The sequence below is a fragment of the Neobacillus oceani genome (assembly GCF_046237595.1).
In the GTDB taxonomy this organism is placed as follows: domain Bacteria; phylum Bacillota; class Bacilli; order Bacillales; family Cytobacillaceae; genus Bacillus_D; species Bacillus_D oceani.
On record NZ_CP143543.1, the window covers coordinates 3891638 to 3911899 of the forward strand.

30 protein-coding genes, 1 riboswitch and 1 other annotated feature are annotated in these 20262 nt (G+C 41.7%); of the genes, 11 read left to right on the forward strand and 19 right to left on the reverse strand.

Annotated elements, in window-relative coordinates; genetic code table 11:
- The first annotated feature begins 41 nt into the window (after positions 1-41).
- The gene (locus V1499_RS19725; RefSeq protein WP_409271885.1) at positions 42-515 is read left to right on the forward strand and encodes a hypothetical protein; all 474 of its coding nucleotides are present in this window, start codon (positions 42-44) and stop codon (positions 513-515) included.
- Here V1499_RS19725 and V1499_RS19730 read toward each other — a convergent pair.
- From V1499_RS19730 to V1499_RS19755, 6 genes are all read right to left on the reverse strand, one after another.
- On the reverse strand, positions 512-856 hold the full coding sequence (locus V1499_RS19730; RefSeq protein WP_409271887.1) for a DUF952 domain-containing protein: 345 nt from the start codon (positions 854-856) through the stop codon (positions 512-514). The two genes, V1499_RS19725 and V1499_RS19730, sit on opposite strands and share 4 nt — an antisense overlap.
- Before the next feature lie 96 nt (positions 857-952).
- Positions 953-1219 (reverse strand): hypothetical protein, encoded by a 267-nt coding sequence (locus V1499_RS19735; protein WP_409271889.1) that lies wholly within the window; start codon positions 1217-1219, stop codon positions 953-955.
- 28 nt (positions 1220-1247) lie between these two features.
- Positions 1248-1628 (reverse strand): VOC family protein, encoded by a 381-nt coding sequence (locus V1499_RS19740; protein WP_409271891.1) that lies wholly within the window; start codon positions 1626-1628, stop codon positions 1248-1250.
- Positions 1629-1708: 80 nt separating this feature from the next.
- Positions 1709-2302, reverse strand: a complete 594-nt coding sequence (locus tag V1499_RS19745; RefSeq protein WP_409271893.1) for a YdeI/OmpD-associated family protein — start codon at positions 2300-2302, stop codon at positions 1709-1711.
- Positions 2303-2734: 432 nt separating this feature from the next.
- On the reverse strand, positions 2735-3076 hold the full coding sequence (locus tag V1499_RS19750; protein ID WP_409271895.1) for a DUF3147 family protein: 342 nt from the start codon (positions 3074-3076) through the stop codon (positions 2735-2737).
- Positions 3060-3479 (reverse strand): MarR family winged helix-turn-helix transcriptional regulator, encoded by a 420-nt coding sequence (locus V1499_RS19755; protein WP_409271897.1) that lies wholly within the window; start codon positions 3477-3479, stop codon positions 3060-3062. The genes V1499_RS19750 and V1499_RS19755 overlap by 17 nt, the downstream gene beginning before the upstream one ends.
- 129 nt (positions 3480-3608) lie before the next feature.
- Positions 3609-3829: a binding site (T-box leader), on the forward strand.
- A gap of 42 nt (positions 3830-3871) precedes the next feature.
- Between V1499_RS19755 and argS the strand changes: the two genes are divergently transcribed.
- Positions 3872-5557 (forward strand): arginine--tRNA ligase, encoded by a 1686-nt coding sequence (argS, locus tag V1499_RS19760; protein ID WP_409271898.1) that lies wholly within the window; start codon positions 3872-3874, stop codon positions 5555-5557.
- A 106-nt stretch (positions 5558-5663) separates the two neighbouring features.
- Here argS and V1499_RS19765 read toward each other — a convergent pair whose 3' ends face one another.
- Both V1499_RS19765 and V1499_RS19770 read right to left on the reverse strand, forming a co-directional pair.
- Entirely contained in the window at positions 5664-5864 is a 201-nt protein-coding gene (locus tag V1499_RS19765) for a hypothetical protein (RefSeq protein WP_409271900.1), read from the reverse strand.
- Positions 5865-5943: 79 nt separating this feature from the next.
- Complete coding sequence (locus V1499_RS19770) at positions 5944-6486, reverse strand: GrpB family protein (RefSeq protein ID WP_409271901.1); 543 nt, start codon at positions 6484-6486, stop codon at positions 5944-5946.
- Between the two features lie 333 nt (positions 6487-6819).
- Between V1499_RS19770 and V1499_RS19775 the strand changes: the two genes are divergently transcribed.
- The 5 genes from V1499_RS19775 (at position 6820) to V1499_RS19795 (ending at position 9867) form a co-directional block, all read left to right on the forward strand.
- Positions 6820-7194, forward strand: a complete 375-nt coding sequence (locus tag V1499_RS19775) for a GntR family transcriptional regulator (RefSeq protein WP_409271903.1) — start codon at positions 6820-6822, stop codon at positions 7192-7194.
- A 4-nt stretch (positions 7195-7198) separates the two neighbouring features.
- Complete coding sequence (locus V1499_RS19780) at positions 7199-8059, forward strand: ABC transporter ATP-binding protein (protein ID WP_409271904.1); 861 nt, start codon at positions 7199-7201, stop codon at positions 8057-8059.
- Positions 8060-8100: 41 nt separating this feature from the next.
- Positions 8101-8751, forward strand: a complete 651-nt coding sequence (locus tag V1499_RS19785) for an ABC-2 transporter permease (RefSeq protein ID WP_409271906.1) — start codon at positions 8101-8103, stop codon at positions 8749-8751.
- Positions 8752-9069: 318 nt separating this feature from the next.
- On the forward strand, positions 9070-9345 hold the full coding sequence (locus V1499_RS19790; RefSeq protein ID WP_409271908.1) for a DUF2935 domain-containing protein: 276 nt from the start codon (positions 9070-9072) through the stop codon (positions 9343-9345).
- A gap of 54 nt (positions 9346-9399) precedes the next feature.
- Entirely contained in the window at positions 9400-9867 is a 468-nt protein-coding gene (locus V1499_RS19795; protein ID WP_409271910.1) for a DUF2935 domain-containing protein, read from the forward strand.
- Positions 9868-9919: 52 nt separating this feature from the next.
- Here the strand turns inward: V1499_RS19795 and V1499_RS19800 are convergent, their stop codons facing one another.
- Positions 9920-10384 (reverse strand): NUDIX domain-containing protein, encoded by a 465-nt coding sequence (locus tag V1499_RS19800; protein WP_409271911.1) that lies wholly within the window; start codon positions 10382-10384, stop codon positions 9920-9922.
- A 225-nt stretch (positions 10385-10609) separates the two neighbouring features.
- Here V1499_RS19800 and V1499_RS19805 point away from each other — a divergent pair, with 225 nt between their 5' ends.
- Positions 10610-11170, forward strand: coding sequence for a hypothetical protein (locus V1499_RS19805; RefSeq protein WP_409271913.1), 561 nt, complete (start codon positions 10610-10612; stop codon positions 11168-11170).
- 45 nt (positions 11171-11215) lie between these two features.
- On the opposite strand, the gene V1499_RS19810 is transcribed toward V1499_RS19805, so the two are convergent.
- Positions 11216-11788 (reverse strand): GNAT family N-acetyltransferase, encoded by a 573-nt coding sequence (locus V1499_RS19810; RefSeq protein WP_409271915.1) that lies wholly within the window; start codon positions 11786-11788, stop codon positions 11216-11218.
- Positions 11789-11828: 40 nt separating this feature from the next.
- Complete coding sequence (locus V1499_RS19815; protein ID WP_409271917.1) at positions 11829-12533, reverse strand: DUF5694 domain-containing protein; 705 nt, start codon at positions 12531-12533, stop codon at positions 11829-11831.
- Positions 12534-12742: 209 nt separating this feature from the next.
- On the opposite strand from V1499_RS19815, the gene V1499_RS19820 reads away from it, so the two are divergent.
- Entirely contained in the window at positions 12743-12850 is a 108-nt protein-coding gene (locus V1499_RS19820; RefSeq protein WP_409271918.1) for a YjcZ family sporulation protein, read from the forward strand.
- A 90-nt stretch (positions 12851-12940) separates the two neighbouring features.
- Here the strand turns inward: V1499_RS19820 and V1499_RS19825 are convergent, their stop codons facing one another.
- The 4 genes from V1499_RS19825 to V1499_RS19840 all read right to left on the reverse strand — a co-directional run bounded on the left by V1499_RS19825 (position 12941) and on the right by V1499_RS19840 (position 14575).
- Positions 12941-13342 (reverse strand): GNAT family N-acetyltransferase, encoded by a 402-nt coding sequence (locus tag V1499_RS19825; RefSeq protein WP_409271920.1) that lies wholly within the window; start codon positions 13340-13342, stop codon positions 12941-12943.
- Between the two features lie 140 nt (positions 13343-13482).
- Positions 13483-13848 (reverse strand): YybH family protein, encoded by a 366-nt coding sequence (locus tag V1499_RS19830; protein ID WP_409271922.1) that lies wholly within the window; start codon positions 13846-13848, stop codon positions 13483-13485.
- A gap of 71 nt (positions 13849-13919) precedes the next feature.
- Positions 13920-14234, reverse strand: coding sequence for a DMT family transporter (locus tag V1499_RS19835; RefSeq protein ID WP_409271923.1), 315 nt, complete (start codon positions 14232-14234; stop codon positions 13920-13922).
- The gene (locus V1499_RS19840) at positions 14234-14575 is read right to left on the reverse strand and encodes a DMT family transporter (RefSeq protein ID WP_409271925.1); all 342 of its coding nucleotides are present in this window, start codon (positions 14573-14575) and stop codon (positions 14234-14236) included. Before V1499_RS19840 ends, V1499_RS19835 begins: the two co-directional genes overlap by 1 nt.
- Before the next feature lie 69 nt (positions 14576-14644).
- Positions 14645-14743: riboswitch (guanidine-I (ykkC/yxkD leader) on the reverse strand.
- Between the two features lie 366 nt (positions 14744-15109).
- Between V1499_RS19840 and V1499_RS19845 the strand changes: the two genes are divergently transcribed.
- Both V1499_RS19845 and V1499_RS19850 read left to right on the forward strand, forming a co-directional pair.
- Positions 15110-15928: a VOC family protein gene (locus tag V1499_RS19845; protein ID WP_409271927.1), complete on the forward strand. Its 819-nt coding sequence runs from the start codon at positions 15110-15112 to the stop codon at positions 15926-15928.
- 63 nt (positions 15929-15991) lie between these two features.
- Positions 15992-16753: a MerR family transcriptional regulator gene (locus V1499_RS19850; RefSeq protein WP_409276345.1), complete on the forward strand. Its 762-nt coding sequence runs from the start codon at positions 15992-15994 to the stop codon at positions 16751-16753.
- A gap of 93 nt (positions 16754-16846) precedes the next feature.
- Here V1499_RS19850 and V1499_RS19855 read toward each other — a convergent pair whose 3' ends face one another.
- The 4 genes from V1499_RS19855 to V1499_RS19870 all read right to left on the reverse strand — a co-directional run bounded on the left by V1499_RS19855 (position 16847) and on the right by V1499_RS19870 (position 20247).
- The gene (locus V1499_RS19855) at positions 16847-17311 is read right to left on the reverse strand and encodes a hypothetical protein (protein ID WP_409271928.1); all 465 of its coding nucleotides are present in this window, start codon (positions 17309-17311) and stop codon (positions 16847-16849) included.
- A 778-nt stretch (positions 17312-18089) separates the two neighbouring features.
- A complete protein-coding gene (locus V1499_RS19860; protein WP_409271930.1) occupies positions 18090-18695 on the reverse strand; it encodes a YdcF family protein in 606 nt (201 codons plus the stop codon).
- 441 nt (positions 18696-19136) lie between these two features.
- Positions 19137-19682 carry an NUDIX hydrolase gene (locus V1499_RS19865; RefSeq protein WP_409271932.1) on the reverse strand — a complete coding sequence of 182 codons (546 nt, stop codon included), beginning with the start codon at positions 19680-19682 and terminating at the stop codon, positions 19137-19139.
- Positions 19683-19713: 31 nt separating this feature from the next.
- A complete protein-coding gene (locus V1499_RS19870) occupies positions 19714-20247 on the reverse strand; it encodes a hypothetical protein (RefSeq protein WP_409271934.1) in 534 nt (177 codons plus the stop codon).
- Positions 20248-20262: the final 15 nt, after the last annotated feature.

The window sequence follows — 20262 nt, forward strand, 5'->3', positions numbered from 1 at the left end:
ATTAGATAAATGCAGTATAAAAGGATAACGGATGTGAAGAGATGAAAGTATATCGGATTTCATTGCTGGCAATCAGCGTGTTTATGGTGTTTGGAATAGCGTGGTTCGGTTTGGGCATTTTTGCTTTACTTCAAAAGGTGACTGCAGGCCTTTTACTTACTTTAAGTTTTCCTCTCTTATTCATCGTTTACGCCTCTTATCTTTTGCGAAAGCGAATCCAGGGCAACGGTTTTTACTGGGATGAAGAAGGCGTCGTAATTGACCTGAATGGCAATAAGGTTTTCTGGGAGGAAATAGAGAGCATCCGCTATACAAATTTTAGAGGGATGAAATCGACAGTCATTTATCCCCATTATACATTCCATGAGAAAATAAGGGCCCGCCGCAATAAGTGGATGCCAACTACCGCGCACTCGGTAGATTGGTTTTTTATCGAAAAACCAAAAGAATTTCACAAAAATCTGATGAAAGCCTGGGAAGAAAAACAAGCTTCTAAAGCCAGAATGGATTGCTAGTTTTGAAGCTCCTTGTTATAGACAAATTCCCCTTGTTCGTTTTTTAAAAAAGGCAGTACTTTAACAACTGAATTCAAGTTTAGTTCTCCATAGATATGCGGGTATTCTCTGCCGCAATGATCGTGGTCCTCCCATTTTATTTGAGGTTCCACCTTATCGGATTCGATTAATAGGAGGACTAACGGCTCTACTATTCCTTTAAAGTTGGGGGCCACTCTCCAAAAATTTTCGACCGAGGAACAGTGAATGAATCCACAAGCTTCAATAGATTCTTTCCCATAATATTGATCTGTTTTGACTCTTTCCCACGAACTCTCTTTTAAGCAGTGCAAAATTATCATGTCCTTTGCCTCCTGTTTATGTCGCATCTAATTGCCCGGTTATTTTAAGAATAAACAAAAAGCCGCCGGTTGGCAGCGATGAAATAAGAACAAATTTTATGGAAATGGCTTAGGTTCAAGTGTCTTGGGGTCCTTCTTCCACCACTCGGAATCCGGTCCGAAATAAATGTCATAAGCCCACGTTTTGGGAAGTTCGTGATGTACGAGATCATATTCCCTAATAATACTGAGACGGCTCCAAAAACTATTTATTCTTCCCATTGCCTCTTCTTCTGCAATATTAAAATCCTTCATCATAATATCGACTATTTCCAAACAAAATTCTTCGGATACATCATCCGTTTCAAAAATAAATTTACTCATTCGGAATCATTCCCTCAGACCAAAAAAGTCATTTTTTCTCCATCACCGCGAAGTAATTCTCTTCTCCATCGGCAAAATTGAACACCCGGCCGGCTGGCATTGTTACGATATCCCCGACTTTGATATTTTTAGAGGATAGGTCTTCGTACAGTTCCTCCAGATTTTCCGTGAAAAACATTAAAGATGGCGTACCAAGATTTAATCCGGGCGACATTTTCTCGACGAATTCCTTGTTGTGAATGACGATGGAAGAACCGCCACCGTTTTTGGGTGCCGCTTCAATCCACCTGAATCCCTGTCCGTTGTCTTCTTCAGCAATCACGCTAAATCCAAGTTTATTTGTCCAAAAATCCACTGCGTCATCCTGGTTGCTCACATACAGCATTACCTGGCCGAGTTTACTAATCATTTACTTTTCAGCTCCCCTATAGGAATTTTTACGAACTGCTATGTATACATTCAACACTTTCCAGGCAATTCCTTCAGGAACTAATCATTTAAACCCTTTCCGTCCAGAATTTGCTGTACGTATTTTTCCACACGTGACATACGCGTTTTGGATTGTTTTGCCTGTGAAAAATAAAGAATGTATGCCCTTTGCCTTCCCGGAGTCAATGCTTCGAAAGCGGTTTTCAAGGAAGGCATTTCATCGAATTTATGTTGGAGCTCATCAGGGATGCTGTATTCCTCTGTCTTTTTAAACTCCACTTCCAACCCGGCTTTTTCCACCTCAATCGCTTCGATAATATAGTCTTTCAGGATTGGTTCCAGTTCATTTATTTCCTCGACGTTCGTGAAACGAATTTGGCGTGCCGCCTGGACATTTTCCGTTTGCTGAATTAATATCCCGTGCGGATCCTTTAACAAGGCACCTTTCGGAAAAAGAAGCGCGCAATATTCTTTAAATCCATGAATTAAGACGATGTTTTTCCCCTCAAATGTGTAACAAGGATGCATCCACTTAAAATCTTCGTCAAGCTCGCAGTCCAGTGCGATTCCTCTTAACTTCTCATATTCTTCCTCCCACTTATTTGCTTTGCGTAAAAATTCATCAACCTTAAGATTCAATTTCCCATTTGCCATCCAGGGACCTCCTCTTTTTACTTTACTATCTTTGCAGTATAGCCATTATGCTCTCTAGAAAAACGCATTGATGGAGAGATAGATACATAGAGCGGCTGTAACAGTAAAGATGCTGAAAACTATTCGGTTATACCGGAACTTTAAACCATAGGCAGTGAAAAAAGTAGCCGCCGATAGTTTGGATAGGCTTTGGAAATATTCATTCCCTGAAAAATATGAACTACTAAAAAGGATGGAACCTACTAAAGATGTAATGATCAACAGCTTAAACCAGAACGGCTCTTTTAAGAATTGCTTGAGAAAAAATTTGATTCGCATCATAATGGTGATTTCCCTTCTATAAAATCTAAGTTTTATTCATACATATGAAAAATAATTAATTGTATCACCTTTATCTTTTTATGCGATTCAGCCGAAATCAACCAAATTACCTTAGCTAACGAAGTGTTTTACCACAAAATCCTGAGCCAAAAGAAAAATCAGCCAACCCCCCATTCCTAGTCCTAGTGAAACGAATAAATGGATCGAGTTCTTTAAAGCTACTCCTATAATGACCAACATGACAACTGTCGCTGGAATACCCCACACTACTCCTAAAGCAAATTTGCTTAGTTTCTCCATATGTTCGCCTTGTATGTATAGCCATAAAATACTCAATACACTCACAATAGGTAATGCGGCAATGATTCCGCCTTGAACCGGATATCTTCTTGATATTTCAGTAATAACGGCAATAATAATAGCTGAAACAAAAATCTTAACGATTGTAAACATCCGCTGATCTCTCCTTTAATAATGAAAATGCCTCAAGGATGAGTTGTCTTTCCTCCCTACTCATATTTTCAAATAGAATATGTTTAAGTTTTTCTTCGTCAAGGCTGGAGTGCCGATGTAGTACCGCCATTCCCAAATCAGTAAGCCTTAAAATCACCTTTCGTTCATCGTCTGTGCTTCTGGTTTTATATACATACTTTTTTTCTATCAAGCGTTTAATATGTTCAGAAGCCGTGTTGTGGGACACTTGTATGGCAGTTGCGATCTCTTTAATCCCCACATCATTCTCTTTTTGAATTACTTGCAGAATCCTGATATTTTGGTGGGTAAGTTTTTCCTGGTGGTTATAGCGCAACAGATAGTATATATCCGTCCATAGTTCATTTATCTTTTTGATTTCCATATCCGTATTCACCTTAATATATCGTATTTATAGAATATATCTTATTATACGATATATAAAACAAAGAATCAAATAAAAGGAAATTTGTTGCATTTTTCAAATTAATGGCTATACTATTGATAACAAAATATAAAATTGATGATGAAGAGAGTAGTTGTTTTGCCGAAAGAAGCGAGCCAGGGATGGTGGGAGCCTGGCATGAGGCGGATAATGAAGCGCACTTCGGAGATGCTTTCCTGAAAACCAGTAGGGATGGTCGGGGATGGCCCCGTTACAAAGTCGAGTGGTTTTTTCATTGAAAAAACAAGCAGAGTGGTACCACGGGTTTGATTCCAACTCCCGTCTCTTTTAGTAGAGGCGGGAGTTTTTTATTTTTCCGGGAGGGGATCGGGATGAAGAATTTTAAGGACAGTTTTGCGGACGTTCTTTTTGAAGCGCTGGACGGACATTTGGATAAGCAGAAAATCAGTTTGATGATTGAGAAGCCGAAGTTCGAGCATATGGGTGATTTGGCGTTCCCTTGCTACGAACTGGCAAAGATTTTACGAAAATCGCCGCAAGGCATTGCTGCAGATTTGGCTGGAAAAATTGGCTCGCCATTTTTTGAAAAGATTGAAGCTGCAGGCGGATATTTGAACGCATTTCTTGAGAAGGCAACCGTTTCAGCAAGCGTGATTCAGCAGGTCCTTACTGAAAAAGAAACATACGGGGATGCAAATTTGGGCAACGGCCAGGCGATAACAATCGACTTGTCCTCGCCGAATATCGCGAAGCCTTTTTCGATGGGCCACCTACGCTCGACGGTGATTGGGAACGCCCTTGCGCTCATTTCGGAAAAATGCGGCTATCGGGCGGTCCGGATCAACCATCTCGGCGACTGGGGTACCCAATTCGGCAAGCTCATTGTCGCCTATAAGCTGTGGGGTAATGAGGAAAAAGTGAAACAGCAGCCAATTAAGGAATTATTGAAGCTGTATGTCCAATTCCATGAGGAGGCCGAAGCTAATCCGGAGCTTGAGGATATGGGGCGCCAATGGTTTAAAAAGCTTGAGGACGGGGACGGCGAAGCCCTTTCGCTATGGAAATGGTTCCGGGAAGAATCGCTCAAGGAGTTCTCCAAGATTTATGATTTGCTTGGAATTAGGTTTGATTCGACGAATGGCGAAGCTTTTTACAATGATAAAATGGACCGCGTTGTCGAGCTGCTTAAAGAAAAGAAGCTTCTCATCAAATCGGATGGCGCCCAGGTCGTTCAGCTCGAGGACCTTCCTCCCTGCCTAATAAAAAAGAAGGACGGCACGACCCTTTACGCAACACGTGATTTGGCTGCTGCCATTTACCGCCACGAAACGTACGGATCCGTTCAATCGCTGTACGTGGTCGGGAATGAGCAGTCACTCCATTTCAAACAATTGTTTTCCGTTCTGGAAAAGATGGGCTTTACATGGGCAGGCGGATTGGTGCACATTCCGTTTGGAATGATGCTGAAGGATGGTAAGAAAATGTCGACCCGGAAAGGGAAGGTCGTTTTGCTTGAGGAGGTATTGCATGAAGCCATTTCATTGGCACTTGAGGACATCCTGAAGAAAAATCCGAATCTCCCCGCGAAGGAAGAAGTTGCCCGCCAGGTTGGCACCGGGGCTGTGATTTTCCACGACCTGAAAAATTTCCGGATGAACGACATTGAATTCTCATTGGAAGACATGCTGCGCTTCGAAGGCGAAACCGGGCCGTATGTCCAATACACCCATGCCCGCGCTTCCTCGCTTTTACGAAAAGGGAAGTTTGCCGAGAGCAGCGGGGATATTCAGATTGGGGACCCCGAAGCATGGCCGGTCGTTACCACTTTGATGGCCTTCCCGGAAGCGGTAAAACGCGCATTCGCTGAATACGATCCTTCTCAAATCGCCAAATACGTTATCGAACTTTCGCGGGCATTCAATAAATATTACGCATCGGTCCGTTTCCTCGAGGAAAGCAGCCAGAAGCAGGCGCGCCTATCGCTTGTTTATTCCGTTACAATTGTCCTGAAGGAAGGACTGCGGCTGCTGGGGATTCAGGCACCGGAGGAGATGTAGGTTAGAAAAAGGAAATGCTTAGATTGATACAGGGCATTTCCTTTTTTTATGAAGGTAAGAGTCATTGTATTGAAGGAGTAAACTACCCCTCGTTGGTTGGCATTTGTCAGCCGCCTTCTATACAAGTTGATGAAGAACTTCCAACGGTAGAGTTTAATTCTTTAAGAAGTGTAGAAAGGTCCTCCCCTTCAACGATTTCCTCTAACCTATGTTTCGTCAAAGGGATGTTATATTTTTTGAAAATAGATGCCGTCACTCCCCAAACATTCACAATTCCAACTGGTGACATATTTGTTTGTATGACCATTTTTGCTCCCCCTTTGTTTCAATTTTACTACTTCGTCTCCCAAATAGCCCCTGGTTGATTTATGTCTGATTACAGTAGTCTAATTTTTGCTATTGCTCATAGCAAAGATTTTTTTAACAAAGGCTTCTTTATGGTCCGTGTATTCGTTGACTCCTTGTGAAGTCTGCTTGGTATACTCTAGTTTCAGCTCTTCGTATTCCCTTTTCGCCTCTTCGTTTGAGTTTAGGTAATCGCGGAAAAAAATGAGGTTGTTCCATAGCTCGCCGCCGAAATCAACAAGATGGATGAAATGGGTTTTTACCTGGTAGCTGTTATCCGTAAATTTCGCAAAGACGATTTCGTTCGGCCTTTCCACACGAAGCCGGTAAAAGCCCGCGTTCCGCAAGCCTTTGGCTAGCGAATCGGAAACGGATGAATAGTCGCCGATCCCAACGAGTATGTCAATAATCGGCTTCGAGTGGATTCCAGTGATCGCTGTGCTTCCGATATGCTCAACTTGATTGTCTTGTAGATTGGTATGCTGCATAAGATTCTTTTTCACCTTGGCAAATTCCTTCTTCCACTTGGGATGATACGGAACAACTCGTACTTCATTCGATTTTAGTCCCAGTTTCGTAGCCATCCCTCCTTTTTCCCTTATGGTAACTGGAATAGGTGGCTATTTACAGTCTGAAAATTGATTTTTTGTTGTGGTAAAATAGAAGTAGAAAAATTTGTGTTAACACTACCCGCCAGGTGTTCCAAAGCCATTGTCCTATAGTTACCCCGCAATTTTCTATATTTTTTCGCCCCTTGAACGCTCTTAAAACTAGGAGCGTTTTTTAATGGTCTACTTTAGCTGCTTTTAAATGAAGCCTCTCCCCTCCCCTTCTAAAAAATCCACAATTTCGACAAGGATTTTTAATAAACAACTGTATATAATGGATATATACAGTTAATACGATTGGGTGTTGTAATGGATATTATACTTTCAAATAACTCAGATTTACCCATTTATCAGCAAATAAAAAATCAAATGATTCAGCAAATCATGAAAGGTGACCTTAAAGATGGAGAACAGTTGCCTTCCATACGCAACCTTGCCAAAGAGTTAAAAATAAGCGTCATTACAACAAAGCGGGCTTATGATGATTTGGAAAAGGAAGGGTACATCGATACGGTTATCGGAAAAGGAACGTTCGTCTCCGTAAGGGGGAAAAACATGCTAAAACAAAAACAGTTCGAAACGATCAATGGCAAATTGAAGCTGACTGTCAAAGACTGCAAACAATATAACATTCCCTTACATGAAGTGCTGGAAATAATCAAAAAGCTGTACGAGGAGGAATGAAAAGATGGAGAATATTTTGGAGCTGAACCAGGTAAGCAAGAATTATAATGACTTTTCTTTAAAAGAGGTAAGTTTTTCACTTAAAAGAGGATATATTATGGGTTTCATCGGGCCAAATGGATCCGGCAAGAGTACAACAATACGTTGCCTAATGGACCTTGCCCATATTGATGCTGGTGAGGTTAAACTGTTTGGAACTACATATCGGGAAAATATGAAAAATCTAAAAAAGAGAATCGGCTTCGTTTATGATACAGATGTATTCTTTGAGGATTTGTCTGCCGAAAAAAATAAAAAAATCATTTCTTCCTTTTATGATTCATGGGATGATGAAGCTTTTTACCGATACGCGAAAGACTTCAAGATCCCACTTAAAAAACCAATAAAAGCACTCTCAAAAGGAACGAAAATGAAGTTTTCTCTGGCCATTGCCCTTTCCCATCATGCGGAGTTGATTATTTTGGATGAACCCACATCGGGACTTGATCCTGTTTTCCGAAAAGAATTATTGGATATTTTATTGGACGTGATACAGGACGAGAATAAAGCCATTTTTTTCTCAACCCATATTACAACTGACCTTGAACAAGTAGCTGATTTTATTACTTTTATTCTGGATGGCAAAATTATTGCCTCGGAAGAGACTGAGACTCTATTGGAGAACTATGTTCTAGTTAAAGGGCCCAAAAGTTTAATAGGAAGGATAAAAGATCATCAGCCCATTATGATGAAAGAATCCCCCCTTGGATTTGAGGCCTTTTTAAAAAATGATAGGTCAAATGAATTGGAATTGGATTCAGAGTGGAAAGTGGAGCGGCCTTCTTTAGAAGAAATTATGTACTACTTGGTAAAGTCATCCAGATAATAGTTCAAACAGATGGATTTAAGGAAGGGAGATCATTTATTATGGTTCAGCTAATGATAAAAGACCTTTATATTCAAAAGAAAAGTGCTTATTTTGCCCCGCTCCTTCTGCTCACTTTTTTCCTGTCAAAACAAAAGGAAGTCGGCATGGGCAATGCTTCTATAGAAAATGTTACTTTTGGTTTAAGTGTTGGCTTTATTGCCTATTTTATGACAATGTACTCAAACTTCAATACCGGGGAAAGCGAACGGCTGCAAAATAGGTTGATTCTCAGTCTTCCAATCAGCCGTTTGGAAGTCATTCGCGCAAAATATTTGATGATAGCTGTGTGGTGGGTAATTTCCTACGTTACTTATTTTATTATAATTGTCGCTATAAAATATGTTTTCAATCTTTTACCTCAACTTTCGATTGGCCTTCATGGTACACTCCTATCGTTTTGCTTCGCCTATCTTTTGTCATCCGTTTTCTATCCCATCCACTTTAAGTTTGGGTACCGGACTTCAAGTTTAGTTGGAATCTTACTATTTTTCCTTATAACAAGCAGCCTTGGTAAATTTTTGGGCATGAATTCAGGTCTTTCTATTATTCTGCAAAACCATCCAATTTTTTCAATTGCAATTGTTTCCTTAGCTGTTTCCTCTTTATCATACTTTTTGTCAGGAAAAATTTTTGCTAAGACTGAATTTTGATTAGTTCAGGGGATTAATTGACTGGGAGACTGAGGTGAGAGCATGGGTTATAAAACCGTTTTTTTCTATTTGATTGGATTCATCTTGTTAGGAACTGCACTCCTCCAAGCCAAGATCAAAAGCTATTCAGCAATCTTTCCATTTGCCTGTTCCATTATATTTTTCCAAAGAGCTTTACGTAGTAAAAATGACAAGTAATGTTTTTAATTTGAGAAGGACAGCAAATGTATTAAAAACAGATATTCCCGAAAAATCATAAGCACTATAAACAAGGAATACACATTTATAGGGCATAGGATTTATTAAGGGGGGACCGGAATGGCTGTTGATTTTCTAAGAACAGCAAGGGATGAACATCTGTTTTGGCTTCAAATCTTGGGTGATCATGCGCGGTTTATATTCGAAGCGCTGGTGCCTGTCCAAACAAGGGAGATTCAAGAGTCTTCAAGATTCATACAGGTATTTGATACACTGCTTGCTCAGGCGCGGACAGCGGACCCTATGCAGCTTGCTGCCACAACAGAGGCCGAGGTGCTCAGGCTACGGGAATTCAAGCTGGGATTATTACGGGAACATCTTGCCGGAAAAATATAGATTCACCTGTCCCCTACTTTCATCAATCATATGGTTAATGAACTTGAGGAATATTTGCGGATTTTGGAGCATGTAAAGGTTGGCGAAATGCCTCCGCTTTGCCATGAAGTGCACCACCACCTTTTATGGCTGTTGGATGCGGCCGGCCACTCCGGTGCTATCTCATCCAATTTGGACAGCGTGGAGAAACGGCTTAAAATGACAAGCAACACCTTCACAAAGCATTTTGAGCAGTTCTATCTGAAGGCGGTTGAAATGGCTGGATATCTACGCACGAACTTGACGGAATTTCCCGCATTGGCCAGGTTCAATTCGGAGGCACAGCTGGAAATCGTGTTGTTCCAGCAATTTTTAGAGGAAATTGAGGAACTCCGGTTGTCCAAGGAAGCTCTTGGCACATTCGCCCCGCTTATGGCGGACCACATGTTCCGTGAAGAATGTTATTATTTAATGAAACTTAGCGAATCGGCTAATCTTGAAAGGCCAAACTGCAATCCAAGTAAACCGCGGCTTGAAGAGTAATAGAAACTAAAAGGATTGAGGGAGTAGCATCCTCAACCCTTTTTAATTTCATCTAGTTTATATCCCCCAAATACACCGGAGACTTTTCGTTTCTTGTATGTTTGATTATGTGATGTCTAAGCTCTTTTGGATATACATTATTTTCTAATATATCATCGATTGGCAGCCATACGACATCGATCTGATTTTCGTCCGGTCTAGACGGCAATTGGTTGAGGTATACCTCATTTACTAGTTTACAAGCGAAATAATATTCGACTTGATGAAAATTAGAATGCATTGAAGAAAATTCGTGGTTCTTCCCTATGTATTCACGGATATACAGCAGTTCCCCGATTTCAGCGGGCTGGCCAATTTCCTCTATACACTCTCTGAGGAGCGCTTCACGCAGTGTTTCACCGTGTTCCTGGCCGCCCCCCGGAAAAAGATAATAATCCCCCTCGGCATCGTGCTTTTTTATCAATAAAATCTTTTCATCCATGATAATAACCGCTTTAGCCGAGTTTCTGATTTGCATGTGCCATCCCCCTAATTGACTCAACGTTCTGATAGTACTTACCCATCTATTTTACATTATTTAGAAGAGTATAATGAATGCTAAATCATCCATTTAGGATTCATGGGCCTCTATTTCCAAATCTCGGATGGGCAACATGACTATCCGGGCTGGTTAAAGCTATTTCGATAAGTTATTGCCACATGTTCACTCTTCACACCGTCAAATAAATAAGAGGTGATGAGGATGAGAAAGTTGGTTTTTCTTATATGTATCATGATTTTTGCCGGGTCGTTTTGGATTGGCGGGCCAACAAAAGTAGCTGCATGCTCATGCGCTGGGCCGCAGCCTGTCGAAACAGAATTTCAGAACAAAACCGCGGTGTTTTCAGGGAAGGTTCTTAAGATTGAAGACAGGAACTTCAACCTGTTTACCCAGTCTTCGGCTGACCCGCTTACAATTATTTTCGAGGTAAAATCCGTCTGGAAAGGACCGAGCCAAAGCCAATTGATTGTGACTACCGCAAAAAGTTCTGCCAGCTGCGGAGTGAATTTGATTGAGGGAAACGAATATTTGGTCTATGCATCCGGAAAAACGGGCAAATTGGAAACCGGCTTATGTGACCGGACGGAGCTTTTGCAAAATGCCGCAGAAGACTTGCAGACTCTTGGTGCAGGGACAAAGCCTGAGGAAATAGTAAATCTGGAGACAGGCGGTGCGGGAACATCCAAATGGATTGTGGGAAGCGGGCTTGCATTACTGCTCGCCATCGTATTTTATGCTTTTAAAAGGCTTCGAACAAAATAATCAATAAAAACCTTCGTACGCCACGAAGGTTTTTGTTTGAGGATTTTATAAATCTAAATACCAAATAAGTTGAACTTCATCTTTAACCTGAGGGTCATTGATGTATGCATATTCGTCTATTTTTCCTAACACGGCGCCGTGTTTTTGATAAAATTTACATGCTGGGACATTATTATTTTGGCATTCTATTTTCATTTGGATAAATCCTTTTGATTTGGACCATTGAACTGCCATATTAAACAGGTTTGTGCCGACTCCCTGTTGCTTGTATTCATCATCCACCCTTATATCCCATAGCACAGCAAGGTCCTCTCTGCCATCAAGCATATGGACACCCTTCGTTTTTGAAGCAACCGTCACAGCTCCAACAGGCCGTTCATTATGAAACGCCATGAAGAACGCCCAATTTGTTAGATCAAATTCATTTGTATAGTGTGTTGCTTTCTCATATACTCCTAAATCTTTTATGTATCCTTCAACCGGGGTTTCTTTTAACAAAATACCGCCCAAGCCATTTTCTATTTTTTCTAAGCTGAAAATACTCCGTACATGGACAAGCATTGGAATCCTATCATATTTATCAAAATAGGATTCATCTATCTCCTTATATGTGATCACTTTTTCACCTCAACTATCATACATTCATCCTGCCGCAATTTCAGGATAGATACTCCAAGGGTTCCGCAATCCCGCAAGTTTCGCTTTCTTCGAGAAATTTGGTGATGATTGAGCTATGGGAACAGCCAACAATGAACAAAATTCTATCATTATCCGAACTCATAAGCCGGGTTAAATTCGAGAAGATGATTAAATTCCTTTCATACCACCAGCTTAACCAGTTCATTCCTACATAATTATTGAAGTCGCCAATACGCGCCATATTGAGATACATCTTATGTACTTTCGCAAGCCATACAGGGTCATTAAGCTCCCGGTAATACTCAAGGACGCTCTTTCCGCTCCCCAGTTCCGGCAGAAAAATTCTCTCGTGAATTTCCTGATGCAGTTTAGGCTGATTTTCTTTTCCCCACTGATCAACTTCCCCATATCCCATCCGCGCTTTGCCCATCCAATCCACAGCAAAAAGTTGATCATGCCCAAGCCTCGAAGCAACCCGGAAGCCAATCTGATCAATTTCATTCAGCTCCAGGGCGAACTGTCCCATTTTAAAGTGCTGATATTGTTTATTCAATAGATCGTTCTTTTCAGCCGTCATTTCCCCCGCGATTTTTGTCGGCCGGAATTCGATTACTTTAGCTACAACTTCCTCTATTTCAGCTTGCCGTTTTTCTGAAAATAATTCTTCATGCTCGCTCATGTGGAAAGTCCCAAGCACAAGGACAATAGGTTTGGATTGTTTCATGGATAGCACTCCTTTCTTTTTCCGGGAAAGTGCAGGGAGATGCCCGGGGACTATTAAGTTCATAGACTTTGGATTCGATGGCCCTTTGAATCATTTAAATATATCCTAAAAAATAGTAAATGAACCTACTTACTACTCCATGTTTGTCTCTATCATTCTTTATAGGTTTTACATATTTTATACTACATGGTTTGTAAGGCGGTGAGTTTATGGGCTACCAAGGTGGCGGTGGACATGGCACGAGATTCGCTTTAATCGTTGTGCTTTTCATTCTGCTAGTTATTATTGGGGCATCCTGCATGGGCGGATGGTACTAATCAGCCAATACTACTTTATGTAGAAGCGTGTGATATTCACGCTTCTTTTTATATTTCAGATTAAACTATCAGAAAAGTTTTGGCATTTAACTACCTTCTAATGCGATGCATGACGTATTGCGATTTGCTATGCCTGAATTTGCTTTTTTCATAAAAAGGAATCAAGTGTTGTTCGCAAAACAAGCTGATGACGTCGATATTGGCAAGGTCATCTAACACTCTTGATACAAGTTGTGCTCCAATCCCGTCACGTTGATAGGCTGAATGGATCACAACGTCCTCGATATACGCTCTGAATTTTCCGTCCGAAACCGCCCGGGCAAACCCAACGAGCGCTTCGCCATCCCACGCTCCCACGGATTGCCCGTTCGCAAGCATCCACTCAATATCGCCCTCTCCCCTTTCCGGCCACCATCCGGCATCCTCGTACAACCGCATCACGTCCGTAGCCTTAATCGGTTTATCGGAGAAGGGTAAAATTTGAATACTCATGTCGTTTTCCTCATTTGATAGTTTGATAAAATGAACACGTATCAAGACCGTTTCACTCTTATAATCTCCAAAACGGCTTTGAAAGTCTGGTGGCTTGCACTTTTAAAAGAAGTAAACGAAAACCCGCTTTTTAATGAGCTTCAGTTGGGGCTAAGATGCTCGTGGATTAATTTCCATTCCTGGTTGGCGTCTTTTACGAAAACATTGGTTGCCCGTCCGCTCCCGGAAATAAATGTCCCATTGTAAAAACCTTCATAGTGGTACCGGTAAATACAGGTCGCTGTGTTTGCGTCAACGGCAAGCCAATTGATATCGGATGCAGAATATACTTCGTCTTGTATGAGATTCCATGAATTCTCGAAGTATACCTTAATATCGCTTATCGATGTGCAGGTTTTATCCGAGAACCAGTAAACCGCTTCTGGATGGAGAAGTTTCTCGACCTCTCCGAAATTATGCGTGTTTGTTGCTCGGATATAATTTTCCAAAGCCTGTTCGTGGCCCATTGGAAGCATCCCCCCATTAAGGAATTTTCAGATAATCCTATCTAACCATATGGAGGGATTATTTTCCACAGTCATGAAATGAGTTTAAGGCCGATTGCAGAGCCAAGTACCATTGCAATGCAGACAACCCTCTTCCAGTCTTTTGATTCGCCGTAAAACAACATGCCTATGAGAGCTCCGCCAGATGCACCGATTCCCGTCCAGATTGCATATGCCGTCCCCATCGGCAAGAACTTCATCGCATACGATAAAAATAGGAAGCTCGCTCCGAACCCGAGGATCAATAAGACAACCGACTGCCAGTTCCGTTTTTGGTTAAGCCTATTCATCATCGCAACTCCAAACATTTCAAAAAGCCCTGCAAAAATTAATGAAATCCATGCCATTACGATTCCGCCTCCTCTTTCCCGCTGTCGCCTGAGACCATTTTTAAGCCCATAACCCCGGCCAATAAAATGGCAATCAGGAGTATTTTCTCGGCCTTGAATGGCTCTCCAAAAATCACAATATCCGCTAATACTGTTCCCGCGGTCCCAAGGCCGACGAACACAGCATAAACCGTTCCGACGGGCAGGTTCCTACTCGCCAAAATCATATAGTAAAAACTAACCCATATCGCCAGAACGGTTCCTGTCCATTCCAGGAATCCATCCGCATGTTTCAATCCAATCACCCATGCTACCTCGAAAATGGCAGCTATGAAAACTTTCATCCAGTTAGAATTCATAATTCTCACCTTCCCTATAGTAGTTTTGTGCAAAAAAACAAAAAAACCCGAGAGAACACTGTAAACAGTCTCTCCCAGGCTTTTATCCCTCCGTGGCACAGCATTCGCTGTGAGTTTTCTCTCGGACCAGGCTAACATCGCTGTTACGGAACCCTAGAAAACCTTCTTATACAATTAGTTTTTATTATACATATATATTGATTTTTGACAAGTGGACGATTTTTCATGCCGTACAGAGCAATACTGATGCCAACAGGAGCATTATTTATGCCAAACCGAGCGAAATTTATGCCGAATTCACATTTATTTATGCTAAACGAATGCCGAACAATGAGGCATTCCGCATAGCTGGATAGATTGTCGAACTGGCGATTCCTTAATTTTTTATTCTTCAGGCTCCGTTGAAATTTGGAATCGAACCAGGCGTTTATTTTCACTCAAATATTTTTTTAAATTTCTTGACCTTAAAGTAACTTTAACCTTTAGAATAGGAGTTGGAAGATGTTTCCGATTTAGTTAAAAGGGGTTGAAGAGATGGTTTTTAGATGGGATGGCGGGTTTATTATGGTTTCGTGGGATGGGTTTGAGGATGGCGTTAACTGGTATACAGAACATATGGGGTGGACATGCCTCGATCAAGTCGTATCCCCGGTAGGGAAAAAAGCTTTTTTAAAAATGCCCAGGCTTGGAGTTGTGACGCTTAAGTCGTTTGAAGCTGATTTTGAGCATTTTAAATCAGACAGTTCCTTTGAAGGGCATACGCGCGTTGGGTTCGAAGTTGTGAATCTGAAGGAAACACTGGCTTATTTCGAAAGGGAAGGAATCAAGGTTTCGGAAATGATAGAATTACCCACGGGGCAGCTGAGCTTTGATATTTTTGGCTTTGAGAATACAAGGATTACCGCAGTTCATAATCCTTCCCTTGAAGGGCAATTTCCGGAAGCGCGGATTACAGGCTTCAGCGATGTGAATGTGAGGATTGGGGTCAGGAATGTAGAGGAAGCTTCAGCCTGGTATCAAGAGAACCTGGGGTTGAAATTTTCAAAACAATACGGCAGTGATTATGCCCACCTGCAAGTAGAGGATGCCTATGATTGGATTCAGCTTTCTGAAGTGTTTTACGATAATATTTGGCTGGAGCGGATTGAGGATGCCTCTTTTGAAAAAGCAAACCCTTCCATACGGAATTACTTTGATGTCCGGCCTGAATTGTTTTTCGAAACGTATAATCAACTGAAGGAAAAAGGGCTGGAACCCTCCGAAATCGCTGGCAATCCAAATACAGGCTGGGGCGGGTTCCACTTTTTTGATTTAGACGGAAATCGCATCAATGTTTGGTCGTACCAAGCGTAGTTGTCCCTTTTTGCGTGCGATTACGAATGTTAACATGAAACACAGAGGTGAAAGGGTTTGGCAATGACAATACAAAAATTTTCCGAACGGACGGGCCTTACCCCCAGTACGCTGCGATTCTACGACCAGAAAAAATTACTTGAGCCTTCCGAGCGGCTCGAGAATGGATATCGGGTTTACTCAGAGGAACAGGTTCATCAAGCCCAAGTCATTCATTCCCTTCGCCTTGCAGACATCAGCATCCAGGACATTTATAAGTTTTTGGAAGCGGATGAGGAAAAAAAGCAGCACCTGCTCTCCGGCTGGAGGCATGAAGTGGAGGCAAAGCTGGCCTCCCTCCAAGTTGCAAAACAGTATCTGAATGGTATGAATGCCAAGGAACAGCATATGCATCTTGTGAGGTGGGACGAACAACCAACTTTCATTTGGTTCCGACATACCGTTCAAAGGAAATTTAACCCGTTTCAAACAGCCATGCTTTCGGATGTGAGCAAAATTCAGCAATGGGGGCTTGGCGTTCGGCCTGGGATTTACCTTCGGACCCTGGATTCCAAAGGCGATACGCTTACCGGGGCAGTAGGGTTTGTTTTAACAGATAAGCCTTCCCACGTACCCGATTGCGGGGAGATGTATTTTGAGAAACTAAAGCCAATGCTTTACGCCACACTGGAATGCAATATACATGATCCGTTCATCTGTTTTCAGTTCATGAGGCAGGTGCACCGGTTCGGGTTCAAATCCAATGGGGTTAAATTGGAGAAATTTGACTCCCCCACTGCGCAGACATTTCGGTATATGATTCCTGTTTTGGCGGGGGATAAGTAATGGTTGTTTCTAACAAACATTTTGATAGACTCTCCAGAATTAAAAAGACTGGCGGCAACCTAGTTTCAGAGTTGCCGCCAGTCTTTTGAACTTTCACTTTATACTTAAAGCAGTTTTAATAAACTCATCTTTTGCCAGGTATCTTGTCCCTTTATAGTCAATTGAGTATTCAACCTTGCCTTTTGTCCAGCTGAACATTTGAGTGTCATTGGCGCCAACCGTGTAATAGGCGGTGGTGCCATCCGGCAAGGTGAGCGATTCATCCCAATCCGATACATTGTTCCACCCTAGTTTGCTTGTCGCCCAAACAATGACTGATTCGTTCTGATTTTCATAAATCAGCTGTACCTTGTTATAGCCGATGGCCCTAGCATACGTATGATCCGCTTGAATGGGCACGTACGCTGGCGGTTCGACTTTAAAGAATATACCTGCAACCGATACCGGAAACTTCACAAAGGAGACCACCATCCCAAAAGCGATAAAGCAAACAAAAAGAAACGTGAGGAAATTCCGAATTTTATTTGAAATTATGAACCTTCTTTCGATTGCGTTCATTTTTAAAACCCCCTTAACTGAGGTACTCTCTTATACCCTAATTTTACCATGAAATATAACAATAGGTGCCTACAGCAAAAAACCGTTTCTATTTCAGAAACGGCTAAGCTTGAATTTTATTAAATTCCAACCATTAAAAATCCTCGGCCGGAAATTTTTTATAAAAACAAAAAAACCCCTCACAGGGATTAATTATTATTGTCTATAACAGTACCTAAAAACAATATATACTCTTGTATTAGCTCTCTATACTGGGGGTCAGGACACCTTTCAAGGTCCTGTGACAGCCTGCTGATCTCTCTTTTGAGTAATTGCTGTTCGTGTTCGTGCATGTCACTCGCCTCACTGAAGTTTCTCACATTCAGTCATTTATACCCACTACGAATGGAGGTTAAACTTCCTTTCCGGCAAAAACCTGCAATTTTTTCAAAAAATAATGATTGGCTTTGAAACAAGTCTGCTAGTGGGTATTGGAAAACTTTTGCGAAATGAAAAAGGAAAGTGTAGCGATGAACACGGTGCCTAGAAAATAGAAAGTGGATTGACTTGCAAACACTGCATTCTCTCGAAAGCCGCTGCTCATTTTATGTATTTCGGGTGTGTAATGAGCTGTTATAACCAAGCCTGAAATCAACTCAAAAATGATAAATAAAAGAATAAAACTAATGATAAATGCCAGATATTTTTTTATCCTTCTCTTCTCCCTTTTGGTTAGCCTTAGGGTCATTTTATCACAATTGATTAAAAGGTTTATATCGGAATGCCATTTTGTCTTGATTTATACTTCCACATTTTCGTCGATTAGTACCCCAAGTTTTATATAATAGATTAGTTTCTGTACTTCCGTTTCGACGCGTTTTCTGCCAATATCACTAAGAAACCAATTATCTTCATTTGTATTGTTATCTTTAACCGGGCACAATGTATAGCGGATCCACGGCGGCATATACGTTTTCAACGTCAGGTGCATCCGCCGCATGTGATAGGTGCTCGTGACAATAAGGAGCCGGTTAATTTTATGCAAGTAAAACGCACGATCCAATGTTAACAACGAGGCGAGCACGTTTTCCTTTGTGTGAAGCGATTGGTCCTCCACCAATATATTCTCTTCCGGGACCCCGAGGGTGAGCGCCTCATTTTTCAGCATGATGGCTTCCGAAAAATCGTTCCCAGGCCACGTGACGCCACCGGAAAAAAGGATTTTGCCAGCCCGGCCCTCATTGTAAAGCTGCACTGCTTTCGGCAACCTGTACTGGACCGCTTTGTTGCTCCCAGCCACAAAAATGCAGTCGCCCCGTTCCCCATCATCCTCGAGCCCCCGGAATAACAGATTCGTCAACTGCCTATCCGTAAGCGTCCCCGCATCCAATTTTGAGAGAAACATATCTTTTACCACCTCTATGAAAGGATAATTTTATGAGAGTACTTTAATGAACATCACTGGCAAGACTGTCTTCATAAACCCGATGAAGACACTTTTGAACGGAAAACCGTAGTGAAACTGTCTTCATAAACCCGATGAAGACACTTTTGAACGGAAAACCGTAGTGAAACTGTCTTCATAAACTCGATGAAGACACTTTTGAACGGAAAACCGCGGTGAAACTGTCTTCATAAACCGGTTGAAGACACTTTTGAACGGAAAACCGTGGTGAAACTGTCTTCATAAACCAGTTGAAGACACTTTTGAACGGAAAACCGCTGTGAAACTGTCTTCATAAAATTTTCAAAGGCGCCCAGGCACTTAAAAAATATGAATCTACAACCTCAAAGAACGCTAAAGACCGATTCATTACTAAACCCACTCCAATCGGTCTTTAGAACCTTACCCCTCAATATAATCCTTCGCCATATAATACGCGCTCGCGGTAAATAGCTGGGTTTTAATTTCGCCGGATCCCATCAGCCTACCAAAATTTTTAAAATCAACGAGCTTCACTTGGATCTCTTCGGTGCTATCCAAAGTTTGTTCAGATGCCTTATAGGCGCCTTGAATTAGGTAGGTTATTATTTTGTTAGTTTGGGTGGCGGGATTGACCATGAATTCACCTAATTTAACAGGAGCTGTATTTGAAGTGAATCCTGTTTCTTCCCTGACCTCCCGGAGGATTCCTTCCTCATAAGTCTCATTCTCTTCTATTTTACCTGCGGGTATTTCCAGGAAGAAGTCGTTCCCGGCGTGGCGGTACTGTTTAACAAGGACGATTTTGTTGTCCTCGGTAATGACCACGGCATTCACCCAGTCCGCATATTCATTTACGTAATAATCGTTGATTACAATTCCATTTGAAAGCTGGCATGTGTCCTTCCGCAAGTTTCCGAAAGGTGTTTTATAAAAATACTCTGAGGCCAAGGTTTTCCATTTTTCCACGTGCTATCTCCCCCCTATTCTCTCAAAAAACTCACTCGTCCAACACTGGCACCGAAATCTCCTTCCCGCCCTGTACTACAATGAGGTTCCTTAATTTTTCCGAAGCATCTTTTTCAATTTTAATCACAAAAGTTCTTGGTGTGGCATCGGTTGTGCAGACACCGCTTTCCGCCGCCAACTGGATAGACAACTCTTCTCCCCCATTACGGAATACTGCCTCCCTAATTTTATAGGGACAGCTGCCCGATTCATAAGTGCCAATGAAAATCACTGCATTTTTTTGAAAATTAACCGCCTGGATACCGGTAGTATCTAGCTTAAAATGCCTCCACATCTTCAGATAGCCTATCTGATTTACGGCTTTTTTCACTAAATATTCATTACCGGGATGATCTTCGTTCTGAAAGGCGATCTCATCAAAATTGAGTGGGAGGCTTTTCTCGGATGAAAGCAGGTTGATGCCTTCCCCAAGCCTCACTGGGTTTGTGGGCACATTTTTTCCAAAAGCAAAAAAAACTGCGATAATGGCCGCTATCCCGATACCGGCCAAAAGCCATTTTTTCATGTGGCCCCCATCTTT